Raw genomic sequence first — 22,155 nt, forward strand, 5'->3', positions numbered from 1 at the left:
AATGAATGGGATTGCTTCGGGCACAAGCGCCCTCGCAATGACAGGGTGTCCGTGTGATACCGTTCAGTAATTCTCCTGTTCGAGCATGAAATAGCTCTTGGGGTGATTGCATACGGGGCAAACGTCGGGCGCGGCAACGCCTGTGTGCAAATGCCCGCAGTTGCGGCACACCCACACAACGGTTTCCTTGCGTTCGAACACGTCGCCGCTCTTTATGTTTGCCACGAGTTGCAAATAACGCTCTTCGTGGCTCTTTTCTATTTCCGCCACAAGCGAGAAAAGTTTGGCTATATCCGAAAAACCCTCCGCTTCGGCGTCGGCGGCGAATTTCTTGTACATATCCGTCCATTCGAAATTTTCGCCGTTGGCGGCGTCGGTAAGGTTAACCTCGGTATCGGCTACGCCGTTGTGCAACAGTTTGAACCATATTTTGGCGTGCTCCTTTTCGTTGAGAGCGGTTTCGCGGAAAAACGCGGCTATCTGCTCGTATCCGTCTTTTTGCGCCTTAGACGCGTAGTAGTCGTACTTGTTGCGAGCCATGCTCTCGCCCGCAAACGCCTCCATAAGATTGGCTTCGGTTTTAGTTCCTTTCAAAGTCTTCATTTAAGCAATTCTCCTTTACTTATATTTATAAGATAAAACGCACGCTTTTGTTTGTCTTACGTGCGTTAGTACCTACTTCATTATAATAGTGTTCAGCGAGTCTTTCAATTCCGCTTTTTCGCTTTCGCGCTTGCTGTTGAGATAGTCGTTAAACACCGCGGCGGCGTTGCGCCTGTTCAGTATTATGTATTTTCGCGTTAGCGGAAGTCCGCCGCTTTGCGCTTCCACAGTTTTGTCGGGAGCTTTCTTTTGCTCCTCTTTCTTATCGGTGTGGCGGATTATGGTGCGAACTCGAGCCGCCGGCAGTTCTTGCGAGGAGGGCGCAACATGCCGCTCCGTATCTTCGGATATCGCTTCGGGTTCGTCCACCGCTATAACCGTGTTTGCGGCTATACGGCGGCGGGCGGTAACTCTGCCGCTCTCCGGCACGATTTCGGGCAACGGCTCTTCGGTAATTTCTTCCTCTTCGCGCTCTTCTTCTTGAAATTTTTCTTCCGTTTCGGGTTCTTCTTCCTCTTCGGGTTCTTCCTCTTTAGGCGGCTCTTCTTCGGCGGCGTTTTCCAACGCGTCGCGAAGCGCATACCCCTCTTCTATAGCCTTTTTCAGTTGGTCGTCTATGCGCCTGCTCTCGCTTCCACCCTCCGAACCGGTAACGAGCTTGTCTATCTCGTCGAAAATGTTGCGAACCGCTCTCGGCTCTATTTCCGACTGCTCGGGCGCGGGCAAAAGCTCTTCCTCTCGCATGGCGAGCTCGAGCGGATTGTTTTCGGCGGTTTCCTCTATATCGGCTTTGCTCTCCTCTTTTACAGAGTCGTTCTCCGCAGACTCGTCCGCTTTCAAAGGAAGGTCTATATTATCCGCGATGCCGTCTTTAATCTTTTTGAGCCTGTACGTTTTCGCACCGAGCGTGATTAGCGATATTAGGCACATTACGAATATTGCCGCGGGCGCGACTACGCTTATAAGTCCAAGCTCGGCAAACAAGCCCGCCGCGCCGCTTATATACGGAACGGCAAACAGCGCGTTACCGTTATACAGTATTTCGAGCTTGCCGCTCTCGCCGCTCGCCGACAGTCCGAACGGAGCGTATGCGTTTATCACGGCGAACGCGCACACTGCGAGAGAGCCGAGCAACACGAGCGTTCCGAATATAATCACAATCACGTCAAAAGCGTTGCGCTTGCGCTTTCTTCTAAACAGCGACGTCAAAAACACGACTGCGAACAATAGCGCGATAGCCGCCGCAACCGTATAAAACACAATATTCGCCGTAAATTTCACCGCTGACATCACAATAATTATACGATAGGCGCGTGTGTTTGTCAAGATAAACCGCGTGCCGTCAACCGATTTTCTCGAAAATACGGGCGCAAAGCACCGTAGCGTCGTCTCTCAGTCTGCCGCGCGACGACGCAACCGCGCACTCCAAAAGGTTTTGAGCCTCCACGTGCGGGTCGGCTGTCTTTTGCGCCGACACCGCCGCCACAAACCTTTCGGTAGAGCCGAGCGCGTCGGTTATGCCGTCGGTAGCCATAACAATTTCGTCGCCCGCCGCGAGCTTGCGGGAAACGTGCCCGCAGTTCACCTTTTCGAACACCCCCATGGGAAGCGACGCGCCCGACACCGCGCTCACGCCGTCGCGCGATTTTATCACCGTTGCGGGACTCGACAGTTTTATAATCTCGGCGTTGCCGCTGTTTAAGTCTATAACCGTTATATCCAAAGTGGAAAAGCGTTCGCACTCGTTTAGAGCCAAGAACCTGTTCACGCACTCCACCGCGCTCATGGAGTCAAGACCCGCCTTGAAGAAACTTTCCACAAGCTCTATAGCCGTTTCGCTCGCCTTTTCCGCCGCTTCCCCGCTCCCCATGCCGTCGCACAGCGCCATCATAAAGCGGTCGCCGCCGAGGTGCACAAACGAGTGGTTGTCGCCGCTCACTCCCTCTTTCGCGCTCGCCGCAACAGAAAACGCCACGTCGTAACGCGGGGCGCGCGTAAACAGCATGAGCGTGTAGCCGGGAAGCACGTCAGCCCCGCCGCGCACGAACTTGTACGGCGTTTTCATTATCTTGCCTATCACGGCGGCAACGTCTTCGCGCCTTAGCGAATCGCTCTGAAGCACCACCGAAACGGTATCCGCGGTAACGATAACTTCGGGCACCGCCGCGCCGCGATACGAAAGTTCCACCGCTATCTTTTTTTCGCTCGCCGTGTCGAAATGCGCGGGAGTTTTCACCCGTTCGCCCATGCTTTTGAGCACGTTCGACATTAGCCCGAGCTGTTGCGCCACAATCTTGCGCCCTTCTTTGCGAGCCTCGCTCACTATCATTTGCTCGTGTCGCGACTGCGCCGCCTCGGTTGCGCACGATACGAGCGCGGGCAGATTTTTGCACGCCGACAGTAGAGCGGGCACTTCGGACACGCTCGCCCTGCCCTTAGCCGCCGAACTGCGTTCCATTTTGGCGAGAGCGTCCTTAAAGCCGCTCCCCGCGGCGCACTCGCGATATCTGTCGCAGTCGGCGCAAACGCGTCGTTCGAGCACGCTCGGCTCTACGGTTTCGGGGACTTGCTCCATGGCGATTTTCATATCGTCGAATATGCGCGACGCGCTCAACAGGTCGTTGCCCGTTTCGTTCGCGGCTCTGCCTATCACTCCGCGGGCGGCAACGGCGGTTGCGGGCGAAAACAGCATATCTCGCACTTTGGCGAGAGCGTCGGGCGAAACGAGGGCGAATGCGAGCGCACCCGCCGCGAAACACAGCGTTTGTTGCCACGAGGGCGGCGCGGAAAACATATACGAGGCGAGCACGTAACCCGCCGCCGCGGAAAGAGACGGAAGCGGACGGGGCGCGGCGGCGAACACCGCCGCGACGAGTGCGGAAAACGCCATAAAAGCTATGGGCGCGGCAGTTGCCGAGGTAATCGCAATGCCGCTCCCGAAACACATCGCAACCGCAACCGCGCCCGAGAGCGAGCCCGCGCCCGCGGCAAAGCACACGAAAAAGGGCGCAATAAGATACGCCGCGTCAAACCCGCCCGCGCTCATGCGCGAAAGCCCCGCCGACGCGCAAATGAGCAGTATTCCGCCGCAGACAAGTTCGGTTTCCAAAAATTTGTAGCGCATGCGCCGCACCAAAACGGGCACGAGAAAGCACACCGCCGCCGCAAACAAGCCGAGAGCCATAAGACCCCAGGCGAGCGCGCCGAGATAACCGAGCTTTCCGCTTTGGGCAACGAGCGAAAATTGCGACAGCGCGAACACCGCCGCGAATATCGGTTTTTTTGCTTTCTTCTTGCGCAAAGAAAACAGCGCGGCTACGAATATCCCGCCGCACACCGAAAGCGCGTACGCGAGCGACGCCAGAGTAAAATCGAACGCGAGAGTAAACGCGCCGAACGCGGGCAAAACCGCAACGGCGGGAATGCCGCAGTAAACGAGCGCGGCGGCAAAGCCCGCGCCGCAAGGGCGCAATCCGGAGAACTCCGCGCCGCACAGCGCGGCGAGCGACAGTATTACGAATATGTACTTAATTATAGCGCGTTTTATCACCTAAAGTGCCGCCTTATTTGTAATCCGCTCCATTGTAACATACGCAAAGCGGAGAATTAGAGGTAAAGCGGTCGAAATTTGAAAGTTTTTCATAAAATCCGCATGCGGCGTAAAATTACTTGCCAAAGCCCGCGAATTTTGATATACTTAGCATGCTGTACTATGTGGGGAGCCAGCGGTGCCCTATACTCGCAATCCGCTACAGCGAGGCAGAAAGCCGCCCCCGGCGTATCGTATGGTAGGTCGGTCCCCGTTCGCGGAATGTTGATATCGGGGTCTTGTGCAATGTTATACTATGAACCGTGTCAGGGCTTGACGGCAGCAGCACTAAGTAGACCATAATGTGTGCCACAAGGTAGCTTCGAAGGAGTTTACCGGCGGGAAAACGCTACGGTATGATACGTCAAAGGCGGATGTACAGCATTTTTTGAAAATCGGGAAGCCCCGAAAGCTATAGAATTTCGGGGATTTCTTTTATAATTTTTGCGAGGAGGTCAACGAACGACATGCAAGAGAGCACAACAAAAACTTTGCGCGGCGCGGAAATAATAGCCGAAACGCTCATAGAACAGGGCGTTACGCACGTATTCGGATATCCCGGCGGCTATATTATAGACACGTTCGACGCGCTCTACCTCTACCGCGACAAAATAAAGCAAATTCTCACCAGTCACGAACAGGGCGCGTGCCACGCCGCCGACGGCTACGCGAGAGCGACGGGCAAGGTAGGCGTAGTTATGTCCACCTCCGGACCGGGCGCGACAAACCTCGTTACGGGCATAGCAACCGCAAATATGGACAGCGTGCCGCTCGTTGCCATAACGGGCAACGTGCCCATTTCGTCGCTTGGAAAAGACAGCTTTCAAGAGGTTGACATAAAGGGCGTTACAATGCCCGTTACAAAGCACAACTTTATAGTTACCGACGTGAGCGAGCTTGCCGACACGATACGCGAAGCGTTCAAAATCGCCTTGAGCGGCAGACCCGGACCGGTGCTGATAGACGTTCCCAAAAACGTACAGCAAGCGGTTTACGAGTTTACTCCCGCGCCGCAAGTAAAAAGAGAGCCGCGCGAATTCACGCCCGACGGTAACGCCGAAAAGGCGGCGGAAATAATATCGAACGCAAAGCGTCCTTTGATATACGCGGGCGGCGGCGTGATAATTTCGGGCGCGTGCGAAAAACTGCGCGAGTTTGCCGAACAAAACGATATCCCCGTGGCAAGTTCCATGATGGCATTAGGCGCAATCCCCTCTCCTCACCCGCTGTTTATGGGCATGATAGGCATGCACGGCTCGGCGGCGGTTGCCAAAGCTCTCGGCGAAGCCGACGCGATAATAGCTCTCGGGGCGCGTTTTTCCGACCGCGTTGCGGGCAACCCGAATAAGTTCGCGCACAACGCGAAAATAGTGCACATAGACGCCGACGCGGCGGAGGTAGACAAAGTGGTGCGCTCGGCGGCGCACATAATATCCGACCTTTGCCCCGCTCTCGATTACCTTTTGGGCGCGGTTAAGCGCAAAAGCAACAAAGCGTGGTCGGAGCGTTGCCGCGAGTTGCGAAAAATTCACACGCTCCGCGACTCGGACAAGCCGCTTTGCCCGCGAAAGCTCATACGCGGAATTGCGGCGGCGTCGCCCGATAATCGCATCGTAACCACCGACGTAGGACAGCACCAAATGTGGACGGCGCAGTCGTATCCCTTTTCCGCGCCGCGCACCTTTCTTACGAGCGGCGGACTGGGCACAATGGGCTACGGCTTGGGCGCGGCGATAGGCGCGGCGGTAGCTACAAACGACACGGTAACCATGATAACGGGCGACGGCTCGTTTCACATGAACCTCAACGAAATCCCCACCGCGGTTAAAAACAAGCTGAATATAAAAATATTCGTGCTCGACAACAACGTGCTCGGCATGGTGCGGCAGTGGCAAACTTTGTTTTACGGCAAACGCTATTCTTCCACCACTCTAAACTTACCCACCGACTACGTTATGCTCGCAAAGGCTTTCGGCGCCAAAGGATTTGTGCTCGAACGAAACGAGGATATAGAAAGCACGGTAAAAGCGGCGTTTGAAACCGAGGGCACGGTTATAGTGGACTGCCGCATAATATCAGACGAATTCGTTCTGCCCATGATACCGCCCGGAAAGAGCGCGGACGATATCATAACCGAATTGGAGGAACAAAAATGAAACAGTATATAATAACCGCCCTTGTATCAAACAAGAGCGGCGTGCTCACCCGCATATCGGGGCTGTTCGCCCGCAGGGGTTACAACATAGGGAGCTTAAACGTAGGGTCTACCGAAAATCCCGAGTTATCGCGCATGACAATCGTCTCCGAAGCCGACGACGCAACCATAAGGCAGATAACTTTGCAACTCGACAAGCTCGTAGACGTAAAGAAAGTGAACGTGCTCGAGCAAGACAAATCGGTTTGCCGCGAACTGCTCATATTGAAATTGCGCGTTTCGCCCGAGCAAAGACCCGAATTAGAGAGCGCGTGCAATATCTACAAAGCCAAAATAATAGACCTTTCGCCCTCCTCGCTCATTGCCGAGCTTACGGGCGAACCCAACAAGATAGACGCGTTTATAAATCTTACTGCGCACTACGGCATAATAGAGCTTGTGCGCACCGGTCTTACCGCTCTCGGGCGCGGCGAGTTTTAACTCCGTTTTATTTCTTCTTTACTTCTTCTATATGGTAAACAAAACTTTCGTATTCTCTTAACTCGCGGAACGGTATTCCCGCCGCAGCAAGAACTTTGCCGCTCACGCATTCGCCCGTTTCCGTAATTTTGTAAGTTTTGTTTTCGTCAAGTCCGTAAATACGCAAATGCGACGAATTGCGGCGCGGCAAGTAACTTGTCAAAACGCCCGCAATATACGCTTTAGACTTGTCTTTCGACACAAGCATTTCACAGAACCGGTCGCCCGCAAACGGGTCGCAAAGTCTGTACAAATCTCCGCTCAGTACAAGGTCGGAGATTTTTTTGTAGTCTTCAACCTGCTTTTTCACTTTTTGCTTTTCCTGCTCGGAGAGTTTGGAAATATCCAACTCGTAACCCGTAGAGCCCAAAGATGCAACCGCGCCGCGGGTATCGAAAGAAACGGTGCGCCCCGTTTGGTGGTTGGGGCAAACGGAAACGTGACAGCTCATAGCCGACAGCGGATAGCAGTACGACGTGCCGTACTGTATGCGAGTGCGCTCCACAGCGTCGGTGTTGTCGCTCGTCCAAATCTGCGGGAAATAGTACAGCATGCCCGCGTCGAAACGCCTGCCGCCGCCCGCGCACCCCTCGAATAAAATGTTCGGAAAAGCCGAGGTTATGCGCTCGAACAAATCGTACGCGCCCAGCATGTAGCGATGCGTAAACTCGCCCATTCCGTCGGCGGGCAGACTCTCCGAATACATATCCGCAAGGTCGCGATTATAATCCCATTTCACGTATGAAATTTCGTTTTCGCGCAGCACCTTGCTCACCGCTTCCACAACGCAGTCGCGCACCTCTTTGCGGGTTAAGTCCAAACAAAGCTGATTGCGCCCGTATACGGGAGTAGTGCCTTTTTTGCATATCGCGTAATCGGGATGAGCGCGGTACAAGTCGCTATCGGGCGATATCATTTCCGGCTCGAACCAAAGCCCGAATTTCATGCCTTTACTCTTGCAACGGTCTATAACGGCTTTAAGTCCGCCTTTCAGTTTTTTCTCGTTAACAACCCAGTCGCCAAGTCCCGAGCGGTCGGAGTCGCGCACGCCGAACCAGCCGTCATCGAGCACAAAAGTATCTATGCCGAGCTTTGCCGACTCGTCTATTATGGCGAAAAGTTTTTCATTGTTAAAATCGAAATACGTAGCTTCCCAATTGTTCACCACTATGGGGCGGGTGGAAAACGCGTGCGCGGGCGGCATTATGCGCTCGCGTATGAAATCGGCGTATTCGCGCGAAAGTTTTCCCATGCCTTCCGACGAATAGCACAGCGCGGCTTGCGGAGTATGGAACGACTCGCCCGCGCCCAGCTTCCAACAAAATCCGAAATCGTTTACTCCGCCCTGAATGCGCAGTTGATTTATGTTATTGCGTTCGGCGGTTATCGCCCAAGAGCCGCTGTATATGAGCTGAAAGCCGTAGCACTCACCCGAAAACTCGTCCGCGCCGTCGCGCAGAAGCGCCGCAAACGGGTTCATTTGGTGCGACGACGCGCCGCGCAAAGACTGTATTTTGGTTACGCCGTGCCCGAGGTCTGTTATTTCGGGACTGCGCTCGGCAACCCAATTGCCCTCGAGTTTAAGCAGTTTCCAGTCGGCGGCGAAAAGTTCGGTGCAAAACGAAAACGCCTTTTTGAGCTTGAGCGCGGTTTTGCCCGCGTTCTTTATCACCGAGCCGCGCACCAACACGTCGGAGTCGTCGCTCACGGTGTAGTAAAGAACTATTTCGGTATCCGAAAATCCGTCGCGCAAAGTTACGTACAGAGTTTTGTCGCCGCGGCGGGCGTGCGGAAGCCCCGAGGGCTCGAACACTCCCTCCGATATTTTATGCGACGCGTAAAGATATCTGCTCATAGACGCGCCGTCCGCCCGCTCGGTTACCACGGTGGGCTCGCGGAAATCGCCGCGATACGCAAAACCGCACTCGCTCGGCATGTTGTCTATGTCGAGGTCGGTGTTGTTGCCCTCGCAGTCGGGCTGATACGCCTTGCCTATTCTGCCCGCAAGCCAAACAGCGTCGCTCTCCGATATCTTGCTTCCGTAGTGGAGATGTTGCAAGAAACCGTATTTGTTTACAAACATGGCGTAAGAGTAGTTTTTGCCGCTTAGCAAAAATATCTTGCCGCTTTCGTCGTAATATATCATAATTAAACCCCATCGATTCGTTATCGGTAAGATAAGTTTATCGCAATTTGCGGCAATAAGCAAGTGTTTAGGGCGATTTTTGCGGCGGAATTGTAAATTATAGCCCAAAGCGAACGCAAATCGACTTTACAAACGCCGTTATGTTTTGCTATAATATAAGAGTATACATTTTCAAAGAGAGGAACAACAAAGCAATGTCTAAAGAATTGAGCATGGGAATAGAGAAAGCTCCTCAGCGCTCGCTTTACAAAGCGCTCGGACTCACCGACGAAGAGATAGCCAAACCCATTATAGCCATAATCTCGGCAAAGAGCGAAATCGTGCCGGGGCACTTGCATCTCGACGCTATAACCGACGCCGTGAAGGCGGGCGTTTACGCCGCGGGCGGCACTCCCGTAGTCGTGCCTGCCATAGGAATTTGCGACGGCATAGCCATGGGTCACGACGGCATGCGATATTCGCTCCCCTCGCGCGAGCTAATTGCCGACGGCGTCGAAAGCATGCTCATAGGGCACGCGTTCGACGGCGCGGTGCTCGTTCCCAACTGCGACAAGATTGTGCCGGGCATGCTCATGGGTGCGGCGCGGGTAAATCTTCCCGCGGTGCTCGTTTCGGGCGGACCTATGGAAAGCGGCGTGTTCCGCGGCGAAAAGGTCAGCCTTTCCACCATGTTCGAAGCGGTGGGAAAAGTTAAATCGGGCGCAATGTCGGCAAGCGACTTAACCGAACTCGAAAACTGCGCCTGCCCCGGTTGCGGCAGTTGTTGCGGCATGTACACGGCAAACTCCATTAACTGCCTTTGCGAAGCGCTCGGCATGGCTCTGCCCGGAAACGGTACGATACCCGCAGTTAAAGCGGAGCGTTTGCGGCTGGCAAAACGCGCGGGCGAAGCGGTTATGAACCTCGTTTCAAACGATATCCGCCCCCGCATGATACTCACGCGCGACGCATTTGCCAACGCGCTCGCGGTGGATATGGCAATCGGAGCTTCCACCAACACGGTGCTCCACCTCTTTGCCATTGCCGCGGAATGCGGAATTACTCTCAATTTGGATTTTGTGCAACAAATTTCCGACCGCACCCCCAACCTTTGCAAATTAAGCCCCTCCACCTCTCGCGATATGGAAGATTTCGGGCGGAGCGGCGGCGTTGCGGCGGTAATGCACGAGCTTAGCGAGCGCAACTTAATAAAGGGCGACTGCCTCACGGTTACGGGCAAATCGCTTAAACGCGCGTACGCCAACGCCGAAATATGCGGCGACGCGATAAATCCCATAACCAACCCGATTTCGCCCTGCGGCGGCATTGCGGTGCTCAAAGGCAACATATGCGAAGACGGCGCGGTGGTTAAGCGTAGCGCGGTGTCGCAAAAAATGCTTTCGTTTACGGGCAAAGCAAAATGCTTCGACAGCGAAGAAGATTGCGTGCACGCCATAATGAGCGGCAAAATTCAAAAGGGCGACGTGATAGTAATCAGGTACGAAGGGCCAAAAGGCGGACCGGGCATGCGCGAAATGCTTTCCCCCACCTCCGCGCTGTGCGGCATGGGACTCGACGAAGACGTGGCTCTGATTACCGACGGCAGATTTTCGGGCGCGACTCGCGGCGCGGCTATAGGTCACGTTTGCCCCGAGGCGGCGGACGGCGGAAAAATCGCGCTCGTTAAAGACGGCGACAAGATAAGCATAGATATCCCGAACGGCAGGCTCAATCTCGAAATAAACGCCAAAGAAATGACGGCGCGAACCAAAAAGTACCGACCCAAAGACGACGAACCTTCGGGGTGGTTGCTCAGATACAAATACCTCGTTACGAGCGCGTCGCAAGGCGCGGTGCTAAAGAAAAAATTCTGACGCGGAATTAAAACTTGTTCCATGCAAGAGATTGCCGCGCTCGCATAGCTCGCTCGCAATGACAGTAAAACCTCGTCTACATTGTCATTGCGAGGAGGGCGTAGCCCGACGAAGCAATCTCCTACATGAGGAAAATCGCCAAAGGAAACAAAAATCATGGGAATGACGCTCTCTCAAAAAATACTTGCCGATAAAGCCGGACTCGAAGAAGTAAAGCCCGGTCAGCTTGTCACCGCCAAACTCGACTTAGTGCTCGGCAACGATATAACGTCGCCCGTGGCAATCAACGAGCTAAATAAGGCGGGCAAATCGGGCGTGTTCGACAAAGACAAAATCGCGCTCGTAATGGACCACTTTGCGCCAAACAAAGATATAAAATCGGCGCAGCAGTGCAAAAAGTGCCGCGAATTCGCCGCCGCACAAAACATAACTCACTTTTACGACGTGGGCGAAATGGGCATAGAGCACGCGCTTTTGCCCGAAAAAGGGCTTGTGTGCCCCGGCGACCTCGTAATAGGCGCGGACTCGCACACCTGCACTTACGGCGCACTCGGAGCTTTTTCCACGGGAGTAGGCTCTACCGATATGGCGTACGGCATGCACAAGGGCACCGCCTGGTTCAAAGTTCCCTCCGCGATAAAAGTGTTGCTTAAAGGAAAGAAGGCGGCTAATATTTGCGGTAAAGACGTTATACTGCACCTCATAGGCAAAATAGGAGTGTGCGGCGCACTTTATAAGTCGCTCGAATTTGTGGGCGACGGTTGCCGCAATCTCGATATAGACGACCGCTTTACCATTTGCAACATGGCTATAGAGGCGGGCGCGAAAAACGGAATTTTCGCTTACGACGAAATAACCGCCGAATACCTAAACGGGCGCACCTCGCGCAAAGGCAAAATTCACGAAGCGGATAAAGACGCCGAATACGAGCAGACGGTGGAAATAGACCTTTCCGCGCTAACACCCACGGTTGCGTTCCCCCACCTGCCCGAAAACACCCGCACGGTAGACCAAGCGGGCGATATCAAAATAGACCAAGTGGTGATAGGCTCGTGTACCAACGGGCACATATCCGACCTAAGAGCGGCGGCAAACGTGTTTAAGGGGCGCAAAGTGGCGAAAGGCGTGCGGGCAATAATCATACCCGCAACCAACGAAATATATTTGCAGGCAATAAAAGAAGGACTCGCCGAAATATTCATTAACGCGGGAGCGGTGATATCCACCCCCACGTGCGGTCCGTGTCTGGGCGGACACATGGGCATACTTGCCGAAAACGAACGGTGCGTTGCAACCACGAACCGCAACTTCGTGGGGCGCATGGGTCACATAACGAGCGAAATATACCTCGCCTCGCCCTACGTGGCGGCATGCAGCGCGGTGCTCGGCAAAATCGGCGTTTTATAATAGAGTTTATAGGAGGATTGCACCGTGACAGGCAAAGCACACAAATACGGCGACAACGTAGACACCGACGTTATAATTCCCGCACGTTATCTCAACACGTCGGACGCTCGCGAACTCGCGGCGCACTGCATGGAAGATATAGACGCCGAGTTTTCCGCCAAAGTTCACGGCGGCGATATCATGACGGCGGGCGAAAATTTCGGGTGCGGCTCGAGCAGAGAACACGCGCCGCTCGCAATAAAGGCTTCGGGCATATCGTGCGTGATAGCGGCGAGTTTTGCCAGAATATTTTTCAGAAACGCAATAAACATAGGACTTCCCATACTCGAGTGCAAAGAGGCTGCGCTCGACTCGCTCGACGGCGACGAAATGGAGATAGACCTAACGAAAGGCTTTATAATCAACAAGCGGCTGGGTAAAAAATACTCCGTGCCGCCCTACCCCGCCGAAATTCGGGAAATAATCGCCCGCGGCGGACTGTTCGGCTAATTATTACTAACTTTCAGGAGGAAGAATTACATGGAAGCCAAAATAGCGGTAATTCGCGGCGACGGAATAGGTCCGGAAATAGTAGACGCCGCAATAGGTTGCTTGGACGCGGTTGCGCGTAGATTCGGGCATACCTTTCACTACTCGTTCCCCATTATGGGCGGCGCGGCGATAGACAGCACCGGCGTTCCCCTTCCGCAAGAAACTATAGACGAGTGCAAACGCAGCGACGCGGTGCTTTTGGGCGCGGTAGGCGGTCCTAAATGGGATAACCTCGCCGGGCATTTGCGCCCCGAAAAGGGACTGCTCGGACTGCGCAGTGCGCTCGGTTTATACGCAAACGTGCGCCCCGCCCTTTTGTACGAGCAACTTAAGGGCGACTCCCCGCTTAAGCCCGCAATAGCCAAAAAAGGCATAAACCTCGTTGTGGTGCGCGAGCTTACGGGCGGCATATATTTCGGACCGCGCGGCTTCCGCAGCGGCAAAAACGGTCAGGAAGCGTTCGATACCGAGGTATACACGATACCCGAAATCGAGCGCATAGCCAAAATAGCGTTCGACGTAGCCATGGGACGGCGCAAAAAAGTTACGAGCGTAGACAAAGCCAACGTGCTCGAAACGAGCAGGCTGTGGAGAGCCACGGTTACGAGAGTAGCCGAGAGCTATCCCGAAGTAAAACTCGAGCACATGCTCGTGGATAACTGCGCAATGCAACTCATAAAAGACCCCTCGCAGTTCGACGTGCTCCTCTGCCCCAACATGTTCGGCGACATACTTTCGGACGAGGCGGCAATGCTCACCGGCTCTATAGGGCTTTTGCCCTCGAGCAGTTTGGGCGCGGGCAAACTCGGGCTTTACGAGCCCATACACGGCTCCGCCCCCGATATTGCGGGAACGGACACCGCAAACCCGATTGCAACGATACTCGCCGCGGCAATGATGCTTTCTTCGTCGCTCGGACTCGTTACCGAAACCGCCGCGCTCGAAAAAGCGATAAACACCATATTAAGCAAAGGCTACCGCACGCCCGATATATGCTCCATGGGCACAAAAAAGGTATCGTGCAGTAAAATGGGCGAACTAATCGCGCTCGAAGTTCTAAACGCAAAATAACAAGGAGAAATATATATTATGTTCGATAAAGTTACCGAAATGCTCGCAAAGTATCTCAAAGTTGATAAAAGCGTAATAACGCGCGACACCGACGTTCGCGCCGACTTAAACGCCGACTCGCTTTTGGTTGTGGAAATGCTCTTCACTCTCGAGGAAGAAACGGGCGTTACCATTCCCGACGAAAAAGTAGAAGAGCTCACCCGCGTGGGCGCGCTCGTAGACTACATAGAAAGCGAGATGAAAAAGTAGTTATTTTTCTTCTTTATCGTTATCATCGCAAGTACCGTTATCGTCGCTGTCTTTATTGCCGATAACGGTATTTATTATGGCGCAAATAATTCCGCCCGCAGGAAACACCACCCAACCGGGGTGCCACAGGTCAAAAACAAAGCCCAAAACAAAATAAACGGCGAGTATAGATATCATTACTATCCAGCATATCGTTTCCGACCGTCTTTTAAGCGACGCTCCTTTTCGCTTTTTGCGATTCGGCTCGTCGTTTTCGATTTCTCTATTGTCTTTTTCCTTTACCGCGGGTGCGCTCGCGTCGCCGCGCACCATAACGTCGAGCGATACGTTAAACATATCGCATAAAACTATCAACTTGTCGGTTTCGGGATATGCCTCGCCCGTTTCCCATTTGGATACCGACTGCCGCGACACTCCTATTTTGTCGGCAAGCTCCTCTTGCGTTATCCTGTCGCGTTTTCTCAAATACTGCAAATTTTCCGAAAAGCTCATTTAATGCGTTCCTCCGTTGTTTTCTACCTCTCAATTATAACGCGGAACACCGTAAAACTCAACCAACTTACGTTTGCAATGCCCGTTTTTTTGCGCAACTTTAGGTTGCTTTTTCGCTACTTGTATATCAAAAACACGAAAACGCCCTGAGGGTATCTGTAATACGGATATATGCCGCTCGCCGAGTCGAAGCGATAATCGCAATCTTTGATTTTCGAGTAAGCGGCGGATATCTGCATAAGATAGGCGTCGGGGCGTTTTAAGTTTACCTTGTCGTACTCGGGAAAGTCGAGCTTAAGCTCCAACTTTCCTATTTTTCCGTTAGCGTCTTTCACTTTCTCGAAAATGCCGTTAAGCTCGTTTTGACTCGTAACCGTCATTTTGTACGAGCCTATTCCGAGATTTTCTTGAGAATGGAAATCGTAAGACTCTTCGCACGGATAATCGACAAGCGAGGGCACCGTTCCCGTTTGTTCGTGCCTACCGGTGAGCGAGTCGGAAATATCGGCGTCCGACAAAAGATAGTATCCGTGATTGAGTATGCGCTCGTACTTGCCGCTCGAGGTTTCCAAATGGAACGCGTCCATCGTGGAGTCGAGATTATACCACTTGCCGTTAAGTTGAACTTTGTTCCAGGCGTGATTTTCGGGTATTCCGTTAGGTCCGGTAAATCTTCCGAGCACGCGTATGCAGGGTATTTGCTCTATGCCGCACATGAGCGCGAACGCTTTGGCGTAGCCGTCGCAAACCGCTTTGTTGTATAAGAGTGCGCCGTCGAGCCTGAAAGAGCGGTTGTTGGAGTCGGCGGCGGACGGATTTTCAGCCAACTCGAAATCGTACTTAACGTAATACACAAGCCAGTCGTGCATTGCGTGCACTCGCTCGTAGTCCGAAAAATCGTTTTTAACGTAGCGATTGAGTATATCCATCGCCTTTTCGTAAACCTGTTTTACCACGGGTTGCGCCTTGCCGAAATCGGGGCGGTAACCGTTATATAAAATATCCACAAGTTCGTCGAACTGTTCGTTCGTGGTTTTCGCGCTAAAACCTTTCGCGTCGGTCAAAAGTTCTGCCCTGCGAACCGGCTCGCTCTCCCTCTCTTCTTCGGAAATGAGGTGCGGGAGTATTTCCTCGCTCTTTTCTCTGAACAGCGAGCACCCCAAGGCCGTTGCCGCAAACAACGCCGCAAACGCCAAAATCGCAAGTTTACGCAAATGTTTCATTCGCTCTCCTCCGTATTAAAATCTGAAACGCTTGGTGTTATAGGTAAGAGTAACGGTTTCCCCCTCGCGCTCGAGCACCGCTTTGAGCGACTCTGAACCGAGCGACGGGTTGTGCGCGTAATCGAGGCACTCCGAATAAATATCCGCAACGCAGGTATCGGGGCGCACCTCGAGCGACCCGATTTTAACCACCCTGTCGCCTATCTGCGGCTTGCCGCCCGTAAGCTCGAATGCGTCCGCCGCCGCTCCGTACACGTAACTTATTTCAAGCCCGTCCTCTCCGAATTTCGCGTCGAAATACAGTCCGATAAATTCTATTTCGTCTGCCGTAACCGCGTCCGCGCGTATTTCCATCTTGTTCACCTGTCCCGCGGGACGGTCGGCAATTATCGCGCGGGCGAGCTTATCGGCAATATCGAAAGGCACGCTGTAGTTCATATCGTAGAGCTGTTCCTCGCCGCCGTTCGTGGTAGCCGCTCTGTACGTGTTTATGCCCACGATTTCGCCCTTGTCGTTAAACAGTCCGCCGCCGCTCATTCCGCCGTTTACGGCGCACGTTACGGCGTACACGGGCACGGTTTTGGATTCCGTCGTAACCTTTAGCAAACAGCTCGTGCGCGACACAATGCCGTTAAACGCCGCTATGCCGTTTCCGAGATTGTTGCCCACCGCAAGCACGCTCGCGCCTATATTCGGCTTGCTTCCCGCCGTCACGGGCTTTGCGCCGTATTCGCCGCTAAGCTCGATTACGGCTATATCGTGGTAAGAGTCGTATCCGAGCACCGCTCCTTCATATTTTTTGCCGTTCTCGGTAAACCGCACGAGCGCGGTTTCCACGCCCGCTATAACGTGGTTGTTCGTTATAACATACGTTTTGCCGCCCGAAACTTTGTATACGACTCCGCTCCCCTCCTGTCCGCCCCACACCTCAACCGACGAGGGGCGCACCGAGCCGAAAATCTCTTCGAACCCGAGAGCTTTTTCGCTCTCGCCGCCGCCGAGTACTACGGCAACCGCAAGCGCGGCGGCAGACAACGCGCACGCAACGGCCGCAAGAACTATCGCGATTATTGCGTATACGCTCGGTTTGTTTTTTTGCGGCGGAGCGGACTGCCCGTGCACTGCATTGTGTTCGTATATTTCCATCGGATTATCCTTTCATATTTTTATGCTTTTTCTTATTATGTCATTGCGAGGGCACTTGTGCCCGTGGCAATCTCAGCCATGGAGCCCGTACAATTACGTTTACACCCGTATAATTTTGCCGCCGTAGTAAGGCGCGAGTCCGCCGTCTACGTTCGCCCAGTCTATGGGAGCCATGCCGTGCTCGGCAAGAAACTCGTTCGCCTTGGAAAAATGTTTGCAACCGAAAAATCCGCGGCTCGCCGAGAGCGGACTCGGATGCGGCGAGGTGAGCACCAAATGCCGCGCGGCTATGAGCGGCTTTTTGGAACCCGCGCCCGCACCCCACAAAATAAACACCATAGGCTTTTCGCGCTCGCTCAGAGCCACGGTTACCGCGTCGGTGAATTTCTGCCAACCAATCGCGCTGTGCGACTGCGGCGTGGCTTTGCGCACGGTGAGAGTTGCGTTCAATAGCAGTACGCCCTGTTCTTCCCAACCGAGCAAAGTGCCGCTGTTCGGCATTTTCACGCCTATATCGTTCTCTATCTCTTTGTAAATGTTCACGAGCGAGGGCGGAAGCTGTATGCCGTTATTCACCGCAAACGCAATCCCGTTTGCCTGTCCGTCACCGTGGTACGGGTCTTGCCCGAGTATTACAACCTTAACTTTGTTGTAATCCGCCATCTTAAGCGCACGAAATATAAGGTCATACGGCGGAAACACCGTATGCTTTCGATACTCCTCGTCCACCTTTTCGAACAACTGCTCGAAATACGGAGCTTCGAACTCTTTTTTGAGGACCTCGTCCCACGAATTTCCTATTTTAATCATTTTCAACGTCTCCGCCATAATTGTAACACAGACGCAAAAAAAAATCAAGTTATTGTTTACTTGACAAAAACCCGACTATGCTATATTATCATAGTGTATTATGAATTTTGCAAACAACTTAAAAAATTTGCGTACCGAGCGAGAGATGACTCAAGCGGATTTGGCGCAAGCATTAAGCACAACCGAGAAAACGATTTCTCATTGGGAAACAGGCTATAGCGAACCCTCGATATCTCAACTCGTAACTATCGCGGACTATTTCGACGTATCTTTAGACGAACTGGTCGGCAGAGATTTTAATTAAATTTATCAACTATTATGTAGTACCGTGCCTTTCCGTCGGCAAAAGGGCAACCCGAGCGGAAAGGCATTTATCTTTGGTACAAGTTTAATTTGCGCAGTAGGTTAAAAAATTATTCGCGCTTAAGAAACAAAATTTACGGCTTTCAGCATTATATCCAAAAGCACGCCGTCGCGCAGAGAATAGAAAGATATCTTTCCTTGGCGGCGCACTTTTACCGCGCCTATGGTTTTTAAGTTACGGAGTTGGTGCGAAACGGTGGTTTGATTTATGCCGAGACTCATGCTCAAATCGGTTACGCACATTTCCGATATGCTCAAAGCCGAAATGAGTTTCAACCTCGTTTCGTCGCCGAGCGCGGAAAAAAATTCGCTCATCGCGCTCAGCGCGTCCTCTTTGGGCACGTAACTGCGCACAAGCTCGAGCGTTTTGTTGTCTATAAGCAATCTTTCTTCTCTAAGCATAATCGCCGCCTCCTATGAATATATTTTAATACAAACATACGTATCGGGCAAGCGTAAACACAATACCGTTTTTGTCGCCGTCCCGCGACTTTTGGAGAAAAACAGTGAACCAAGACGATATCTACAATTTGCTTTTGCTTATTCTTCTTATGAGCAACGAACGCGAAAACGACGTCGAACAAACCAACCGTTCGACGCGCGGTTCTCTCAACGAACTTATAATTGCATCTATGCTAATAAGCAGTTGCAACAATCCCTCTGCGGACGCCGCAAACGCTCTCTCGGGCAATTCGTCTTGCCGTTGCCGCAACAATAATAATAATACAAATACTACGTTTTAACGTTAACGTAATTTCTCTCGGCTGAGATTGCCGCGCGGCTACGCCGCTCGCAATGACAGGTTTTTGGGGTGCGTGTCATTGCAAGGGAGTGAAACGAGCGTGGCAATCCCCTACATGGAACATGTAAAGTCACTGCACATTTCTCTCGGCTGAGATTGCCGCGCGGCTACGCCGCTCGCAATGACATGGGAGAACGGAACAGATTGCCGCTCACAATGACGGTTTAACAGCGCGGCGGGCGTAGATGCGCCGCTATACGCCCGCCTGATTTACATTTTTTCGGGAGCTTTAATGAGCAACAAATTCAAACCGTTCTTAAGCGTGGACTTTACGCAGGCAGTCAAAAGCAACCGAGCGTCGGTTGTTTTTTTGTCTTGGGTAACAACCCTGTGCCCAATATAAAAGCGGTTGAAAGTTTGCGCCAAATCCAAAAGATAGCGGGCAATAAGGCAAGGTTCGTACTTTTCGGCGGCTTCGGATACCACCGCTTCGAAGCGAGCGAGTTGAGTTATAACGTCTATGCTTTCGTCGTCGCAAAGAGCCGTGAAATCCACCTCTTTGCCGCCCGAATACGAATACTCCGCCTTTTTCAAAATCGACGAACAACGCGCGTGCGTGTACTGCAAATAAGGCGCGGTTTCGCCCTCGAAGGAAAGCGATTTATCGTAGGAAAAAACCATATCTTTTATGCGCGAGGTGGACAACGCCGAAAACACTATCGCTCCTACGCCCACAGCTTCCGCCACGGCGGACTTATCGGCAAGGTCGGGGTTCTTTTCGGCTATTATCTTTTCGGCTTTGGCAACCGCCGTGGAGAGCACGTCTTTGAGCAAAACCACGTTGCCCTTGCGCGTGGAAAGAGCTTCCCCGCCCTCCAAACTCACCATGCCGAACGGCACGTGAACGCAGTTATGTGCCCACGGTTTTCCGAGCTTTTCGAGCACCTTGAAAACCTGTTTGAAATGCAAATTTTGCTGATACGCAACAACGTACAAGCACTTGTAAAAATCGTAAGTATCGTGCCTGTATACGGCGGCGGCGAGGTCGCGCGTGGCATACAAAGTCGCGCCGTCTTTTTTAAGAATAAGACAGGGCGGCATGCCCTCGGCTTCGAGGTCCACCACCTTTGCGCCCTCGCTCTCGGTAAGCAGTCCCTTTTGCTCGAGCTCGTCTATAACGGGCTGCATTTTGTCGTTATAAAAACTTTCGCCCGCGTAGGAGTCGAACGTAATGCCGAGTCGGTCGTATATCTTTTGCACCTCTATTAGAGTAAGCTCTTTGAAACGCTCGAATATGCCCACGGCTTCGGCGTCGCCGTCCTCTATCTTTTTGAAATAATATCTGCCCTCGTCGTCAAGCTCGGGATTGTGTTCGGCTTCGGCGTGGAAACGCACGTAAAGCTCCATAAGTGCGGTAACTCCGCGCTTTTGTATATCCTCGTCGTTACCCCAACGCTTATATGCCGAAACGAGCTTGCCGAACTGCGTGCCCCAATCGCCCAAATGATTTATGCCCACGGTTTTGTAGCCGAGGTAATCGAAGATGCGGTAAAGCGAGCCGCCTATGGCTGTGGTGAGCAAGTGCCCTATGTGGAAGGGCTTCGCTATGTTTATAGACGAATAATCTATGCAAACGGTTTTTCCGAGCGGCGCGTGCGGCGCAAAAGTTTCGCCCTTTGCGGCAATCTCGTTGAGAGTGCCCGCCGCCAAAAACGCGCGGTTGAGCTTAAAATTGAGATAGCCCGCAACCGACTCCGCCGACTCTATTTCGGGCGGCAGTTTTATTTCGGCTTTGAGTTTATCCGCAATGGCGTTTGGCGACGTGCGCAACGCTTTGGAAAATCGGAAGCACGGCAAGCAATACTCGCCGTTTTCGCGTCTGGGCGGAACGGAAATCGCGGCGTAAATTTCTTCTTCCGACACTCCGTCTATTTTCACTGTTTGAGATATTATTTTTCTGTAATCCATTTTTCAGTTCCTCATGTATGAGATTGCTTCGCTCGTTTCACTCGCTCGCAATGACGTGTAAGTGTAAAGGCGGGCGGAGAGCGGTGCAGATACGCACAAGCACGCAGTGCGTAGATGTGCCGCTATACGCCTGCCGTTCTATACGTTGAAACGGAACAACACCACATCCCCGTCCCGCATAACGTATTCCTTGCCTTCGCTGCGCACTTTGCCTTTCTCTTTGGCTTGATTGAAGCCGCCTAAAGCAACAAGGTCTTCGTAAGAAACAATTTCGGCGCGTATAAAGCCTTTTTCGAAATCGGTGTGTATCTTGCCCGCCGCCTGCGGCGCTTTGGTGCCCTGCTCTATGGTCCAAGCGCGCACCTCTTTTTCACCCGCGGTTAAATAGCTTATCAGTCCGAGCAACGAGTAGCCCGCTTTTATCACCCTGTCGAGTCCCGACTCGGTAAGTCCGAGGTCGCGGCTGAGTTCTTCGCGGTCGGCGTCGTCGAGCGTTGAGAGGTCCTCTTCGGCTTTGGCGCAAATTTCCACCGTTTGCGCTCCCTCGCCCGCGGCAAACTCGCGAACTTTATCAACGTAGGCGTTGGGCTTTCCTATTTCCGACTCGCTAATGTTGGCGCAGTATATAACGGGTTTTGCGGTAAGCAAAAAGAAATCGCGAGTCATTTCTTTTTCTTCGTCGGTTAGCTTAAGCGTGCGAGCGGTTTTGCCTTCTTCGAGAACGCTCTTTATTTTCTTGAGCAACGCGGCTTCTTCGGCGTATTTCTTCTCGCCGGTTTTAACGTATTTCTCGGCTTTGTCGAGTCGCTTACTCACCGTTTCGAGGTCGCTGAGCACAAGCTCGAGATTTATTGTTTCTATATCGCGCAACGGGTCTACGCTCCCGTCTACGTGTATAACGCCCGTGCCGCCGAAACAGCGCACCACATGCACTATGGCGTCCACCTCGCGAATATGCGAAAGAAACTTGTTTCCGAGCCCCTCGCCCTTAGACGCGCCTTTTACAAGCCCCGCTATGTCTACAAACTCGAGCACCGCCGGCGTAACCTTTTTGGTGTTGTACATCTTTGCAAGCACCGCAAGCCTGCTATCCGGCACGGCAACCACGCCCACGTTGGGTTCTATGGTGCAAAACGGATAGTTCGCGCATTCCGCGCCCGCTTTTGTAATCGCGTTGAACAGCGTGCTTTTTCCTACGTTCGGAAGTCCCACTACTCCTAATTTCATTTGCTTTGTCCCTTTGAAATTTTTCTACACACAAGTATACAACAATTCGGGCGCAAACGCA

General features: G+C 52.8%; 20 protein-coding genes and 1 other RNA gene. 10 read left to right on the top strand and 11 right to left on the bottom strand.

What is annotated here, in order from left to right:
* Positions 1 to 63 precede the first annotated feature (63 nt).
* The 3 genes from rbr to NFR55_RS04840 form a co-directional block, all read right to left on the bottom strand.
* Positions 64 to 603 carry a rubrerythrin gene (gene rbr, locus NFR55_RS04830; RefSeq protein ID WP_251546852.1) on the bottom strand — a complete coding sequence of 180 codons (540 nt, stop codon included), beginning with the start codon at positions 601 to 603 and terminating at the stop codon, positions 64 to 66.
* Between the two features lie 72 nt (positions 604 to 675).
* Complete coding sequence (locus tag NFR55_RS04835) at positions 676 to 1,893, bottom strand: hypothetical protein (RefSeq protein ID WP_251546854.1); 1,218 nt, start codon at positions 1,891 to 1,893, stop codon at positions 676 to 678.
* 52 nt (positions 1,894 to 1,945) lie between these two features.
* Positions 1,946 to 4,153 carry a SpoIIE family protein phosphatase gene (locus NFR55_RS04840; RefSeq protein WP_251546856.1) on the bottom strand — a complete coding sequence of 736 codons (2,208 nt, stop codon included), beginning with the start codon at positions 4,151 to 4,153 and terminating at the stop codon, positions 1,946 to 1,948.
* A 155-nt stretch (positions 4,154 to 4,308) separates the two neighbouring features.
* Between NFR55_RS04840 and ffs the strand changes: the two genes are divergently transcribed.
* The 3 genes from ffs (at position 4,309) to ilvN (ending at position 6,827) form a co-directional block, all read left to right on the top strand.
* Positions 4,309 to 4,574: signal recognition particle sRNA large type (gene ffs, locus NFR55_RS04845), an RNA gene on the top strand.
* 85 nt (positions 4,575 to 4,659) lie between these two features.
* Positions 4,660 to 6,348 (top strand): biosynthetic-type acetolactate synthase large subunit, encoded by a 1,689-nt coding sequence (ilvB, locus tag NFR55_RS04850; protein ID WP_251546858.1) that lies wholly within the window; start codon positions 4,660 to 4,662, stop codon positions 6,346 to 6,348.
* The gene (gene ilvN / locus NFR55_RS04855; protein ID WP_251546860.1) at positions 6,345 to 6,827 is read left to right on the top strand and encodes an acetolactate synthase small subunit; all 483 of its coding nucleotides are present in this window, start codon (positions 6,345 to 6,347) and stop codon (positions 6,825 to 6,827) included. The genes ilvB and ilvN overlap by 4 nt, the downstream gene beginning before the upstream one ends.
* A gap of 7 nt (positions 6,828 to 6,834) precedes the next feature.
* Here ilvN and NFR55_RS04860 read toward each other — a convergent pair whose 3' ends face one another.
* Positions 6,835 to 9,012, bottom strand: a complete 2,178-nt coding sequence (locus NFR55_RS04860; RefSeq protein ID WP_251546862.1) for an alpha-galactosidase — start codon at positions 9,010 to 9,012, stop codon at positions 6,835 to 6,837.
* A 194-nt stretch (positions 9,013 to 9,206) separates the two neighbouring features.
* On the opposite strand from NFR55_RS04860, the gene ilvD reads away from it, so the two are divergent.
* The 5 genes from ilvD (at position 9,207) to acpP (ending at position 14,123) form a co-directional block, all read left to right on the top strand.
* Complete coding sequence (gene ilvD, locus NFR55_RS04865; RefSeq protein WP_251546864.1) at positions 9,207 to 10,865, top strand: dihydroxy-acid dehydratase; 1,659 nt, start codon at positions 9,207 to 9,209, stop codon at positions 10,863 to 10,865.
* 156 nt (positions 10,866 to 11,021) lie between these two features.
* Positions 11,022 to 12,272: a 3-isopropylmalate dehydratase large subunit gene (leuC, locus tag NFR55_RS04870; RefSeq protein ID WP_251546865.1), complete on the top strand. Its 1,251-nt coding sequence runs from the start codon at positions 11,022 to 11,024 to the stop codon at positions 12,270 to 12,272.
* A 24-nt stretch (positions 12,273 to 12,296) separates the two neighbouring features.
* Positions 12,297 to 12,761 carry a 3-isopropylmalate dehydratase small subunit gene (locus tag NFR55_RS04875; protein ID WP_251546867.1) on the top strand — a complete coding sequence of 155 codons (465 nt, stop codon included), beginning with the start codon at positions 12,297 to 12,299 and terminating at the stop codon, positions 12,759 to 12,761.
* A 30-nt stretch (positions 12,762 to 12,791) separates the two neighbouring features.
* Positions 12,792 to 13,874: a 3-isopropylmalate dehydrogenase gene (leuB, locus tag NFR55_RS04880; protein ID WP_251546869.1), complete on the top strand. Its 1,083-nt coding sequence runs from the start codon at positions 12,792 to 12,794 to the stop codon at positions 13,872 to 13,874.
* 18 nt (positions 13,875 to 13,892) lie between these two features.
* On the top strand, positions 13,893 to 14,123 hold the full coding sequence (acpP, locus tag NFR55_RS04885) for an acyl carrier protein (RefSeq protein WP_251546871.1): 231 nt from the start codon (positions 13,893 to 13,895) through the stop codon (positions 14,121 to 14,123).
* Here acpP and NFR55_RS04890 read toward each other — a convergent pair whose 3' ends face one another.
* The 4 genes from NFR55_RS04890 to ung all read right to left on the bottom strand — a co-directional run bounded on the left by NFR55_RS04890 (position 14,124) and on the right by ung (position 17,794).
* Positions 14,124 to 14,615, bottom strand: a complete 492-nt coding sequence (locus tag NFR55_RS04890) for a helix-turn-helix domain-containing protein (protein ID WP_251546873.1) — start codon at positions 14,613 to 14,615, stop codon at positions 14,124 to 14,126. It abuts the gene before it with no gap.
* A 116-nt stretch (positions 14,616 to 14,731) separates the two neighbouring features.
* Positions 14,732 to 15,838, bottom strand: coding sequence for a transglutaminase domain-containing protein (locus tag NFR55_RS04895; RefSeq protein ID WP_251546875.1), 1,107 nt, complete (start codon positions 15,836 to 15,838; stop codon positions 14,732 to 14,734).
* 15 nt (positions 15,839 to 15,853) lie between these two features.
* Positions 15,854 to 16,984: a S1C family serine protease gene (locus NFR55_RS04900; protein WP_251546877.1), complete on the bottom strand. Its 1,131-nt coding sequence runs from the start codon at positions 16,982 to 16,984 to the stop codon at positions 15,854 to 15,856.
* A gap of 99 nt (positions 16,985 to 17,083) precedes the next feature.
* Positions 17,084 to 17,794: a uracil-DNA glycosylase gene (ung, locus tag NFR55_RS04905; RefSeq protein WP_251546879.1), complete on the bottom strand. Its 711-nt coding sequence runs from the start codon at positions 17,792 to 17,794 to the stop codon at positions 17,084 to 17,086.
* A gap of 100 nt (positions 17,795 to 17,894) precedes the next feature.
* Here ung and NFR55_RS04910 point away from each other — a divergent pair, with 100 nt between their 5' ends.
* The gene (locus NFR55_RS04910; RefSeq protein WP_251546881.1) at positions 17,895 to 18,098 is read left to right on the top strand and encodes a helix-turn-helix transcriptional regulator; all 204 of its coding nucleotides are present in this window, start codon (positions 17,895 to 17,897) and stop codon (positions 18,096 to 18,098) included.
* 119 nt (positions 18,099 to 18,217) lie between these two features.
* Here NFR55_RS04910 and NFR55_RS04915 read toward each other — a convergent pair whose 3' ends face one another.
* Entirely contained in the window at positions 18,218 to 18,559 is a 342-nt protein-coding gene (locus tag NFR55_RS04915; RefSeq protein WP_251546883.1) for an ArsR/SmtB family transcription factor, read from the bottom strand.
* A gap of 104 nt (positions 18,560 to 18,663) precedes the next feature.
* Between NFR55_RS04915 and NFR55_RS04920 the strand changes: the two genes are divergently transcribed.
* Complete coding sequence (locus tag NFR55_RS04920; RefSeq protein ID WP_251546885.1) at positions 18,664 to 18,900, top strand: hypothetical protein; 237 nt, start codon at positions 18,664 to 18,666, stop codon at positions 18,898 to 18,900.
* 269 nt (positions 18,901 to 19,169) lie between these two features.
* Here NFR55_RS04920 and argS read toward each other — a convergent pair whose 3' ends face one another.
* Together argS and ychF are read right to left on the bottom strand one after the other, a co-directional pair.
* On the bottom strand, positions 19,170 to 20,867 hold the full coding sequence (argS, locus tag NFR55_RS04925; RefSeq protein WP_251546887.1) for an arginine--tRNA ligase: 1,698 nt from the start codon (positions 20,865 to 20,867) through the stop codon (positions 19,170 to 19,172).
* A gap of 138 nt (positions 20,868 to 21,005) precedes the next feature.
* Positions 21,006 to 22,094 carry a redox-regulated ATPase YchF gene (gene ychF, locus NFR55_RS04930; protein ID WP_251546889.1) on the bottom strand — a complete coding sequence of 363 codons (1,089 nt, stop codon included), beginning with the start codon at positions 22,092 to 22,094 and terminating at the stop codon, positions 21,006 to 21,008.
* Positions 22,095 to 22,155 lie beyond the last annotated feature (61 nt).

The sequence above is a fragment of the Pumilibacter intestinalis genome, assembly GCF_943193005.1.
GTDB lineage: Bacteria > Bacillota > Clostridia > Christensenellales > Pumilibacteraceae > Pumilibacter > Pumilibacter intestinalis.

Bases quoted from the DNA above. Each gene is read 5' to 3' on its own strand.
- rbr (WP_251546852.1), bottom strand. From the start codon at position 603: ATGAAGACTTTGAAAGGAACTAAAACCGAAGCCAATCTTATGGAGGCG.
- NFR55_RS04835 (WP_251546854.1), bottom strand. From the start codon at position 1,893: ATGTCAGCGGTGAAATTTACGGCGAATATTGTGTTTTATACGGTTGCG.
- ilvB (WP_251546858.1), top strand. From the start codon at position 4,660: ATGCAAGAGAGCACAACAAAAACTTTGCGCGGCGCGGAAATAATAGCC.
- ilvN (WP_251546860.1), top strand. From the start codon at position 6,345: ATGAAACAGTATATAATAACCGCCCTTGTATCAAACAAGAGCGGCGTG.
- NFR55_RS04860 (WP_251546862.1), bottom strand. From the start codon at position 9,012: ATGATATATTACGACGAAAGCGGCAAGATATTTTTGCTAAGCGGCAAA.
- ilvD (WP_251546864.1), top strand. From the start codon at position 9,207: ATGTCTAAAGAATTGAGCATGGGAATAGAGAAAGCTCCTCAGCGCTCG.
- leuC (WP_251546865.1), top strand. From the start codon at position 11,022: ATGGGAATGACGCTCTCTCAAAAAATACTTGCCGATAAAGCCGGACTC.
- leuB (WP_251546869.1), top strand. From the start codon at position 12,792: ATGGAAGCCAAAATAGCGGTAATTCGCGGCGACGGAATAGGTCCGGAA.
- acpP (WP_251546871.1), top strand. From the start codon at position 13,893: ATGTTCGATAAAGTTACCGAAATGCTCGCAAAGTATCTCAAAGTTGAT.
- NFR55_RS04890 (WP_251546873.1), bottom strand. From the start codon at position 14,615: ATGAGCTTTTCGGAAAATTTGCAGTATTTGAGAAAACGCGACAGGATA.
- NFR55_RS04895 (WP_251546875.1), bottom strand. From the start codon at position 15,838: ATGAAACATTTGCGTAAACTTGCGATTTTGGCGTTTGCGGCGTTGTTT.
- NFR55_RS04900 (WP_251546877.1), bottom strand. From the start codon at position 16,984: ATGGAAATATACGAACACAATGCAGTGCACGGGCAGTCCGCTCCGCCG.
- ung (WP_251546879.1), bottom strand. From the start codon at position 17,794: ATGATTAAAATAGGAAATTCGTGGGACGAGGTCCTCAAAAAAGAGTTC.
- NFR55_RS04910 (WP_251546881.1), top strand. From the start codon at position 17,895: ATGAATTTTGCAAACAACTTAAAAAATTTGCGTACCGAGCGAGAGATG.
- NFR55_RS04915 (WP_251546883.1), bottom strand. From the start codon at position 18,559: ATGCTTAGAGAAGAAAGATTGCTTATAGACAACAAAACGCTCGAGCTT.
- argS (WP_251546887.1), bottom strand. From the start codon at position 20,867: ATGGATTACAGAAAAATAATATCTCAAACAGTGAAAATAGACGGAGTG.
- ychF (WP_251546889.1), bottom strand. From the start codon at position 22,094: ATGAAATTAGGAGTAGTGGGACTTCCGAACGTAGGAAAAAGCACGCTG.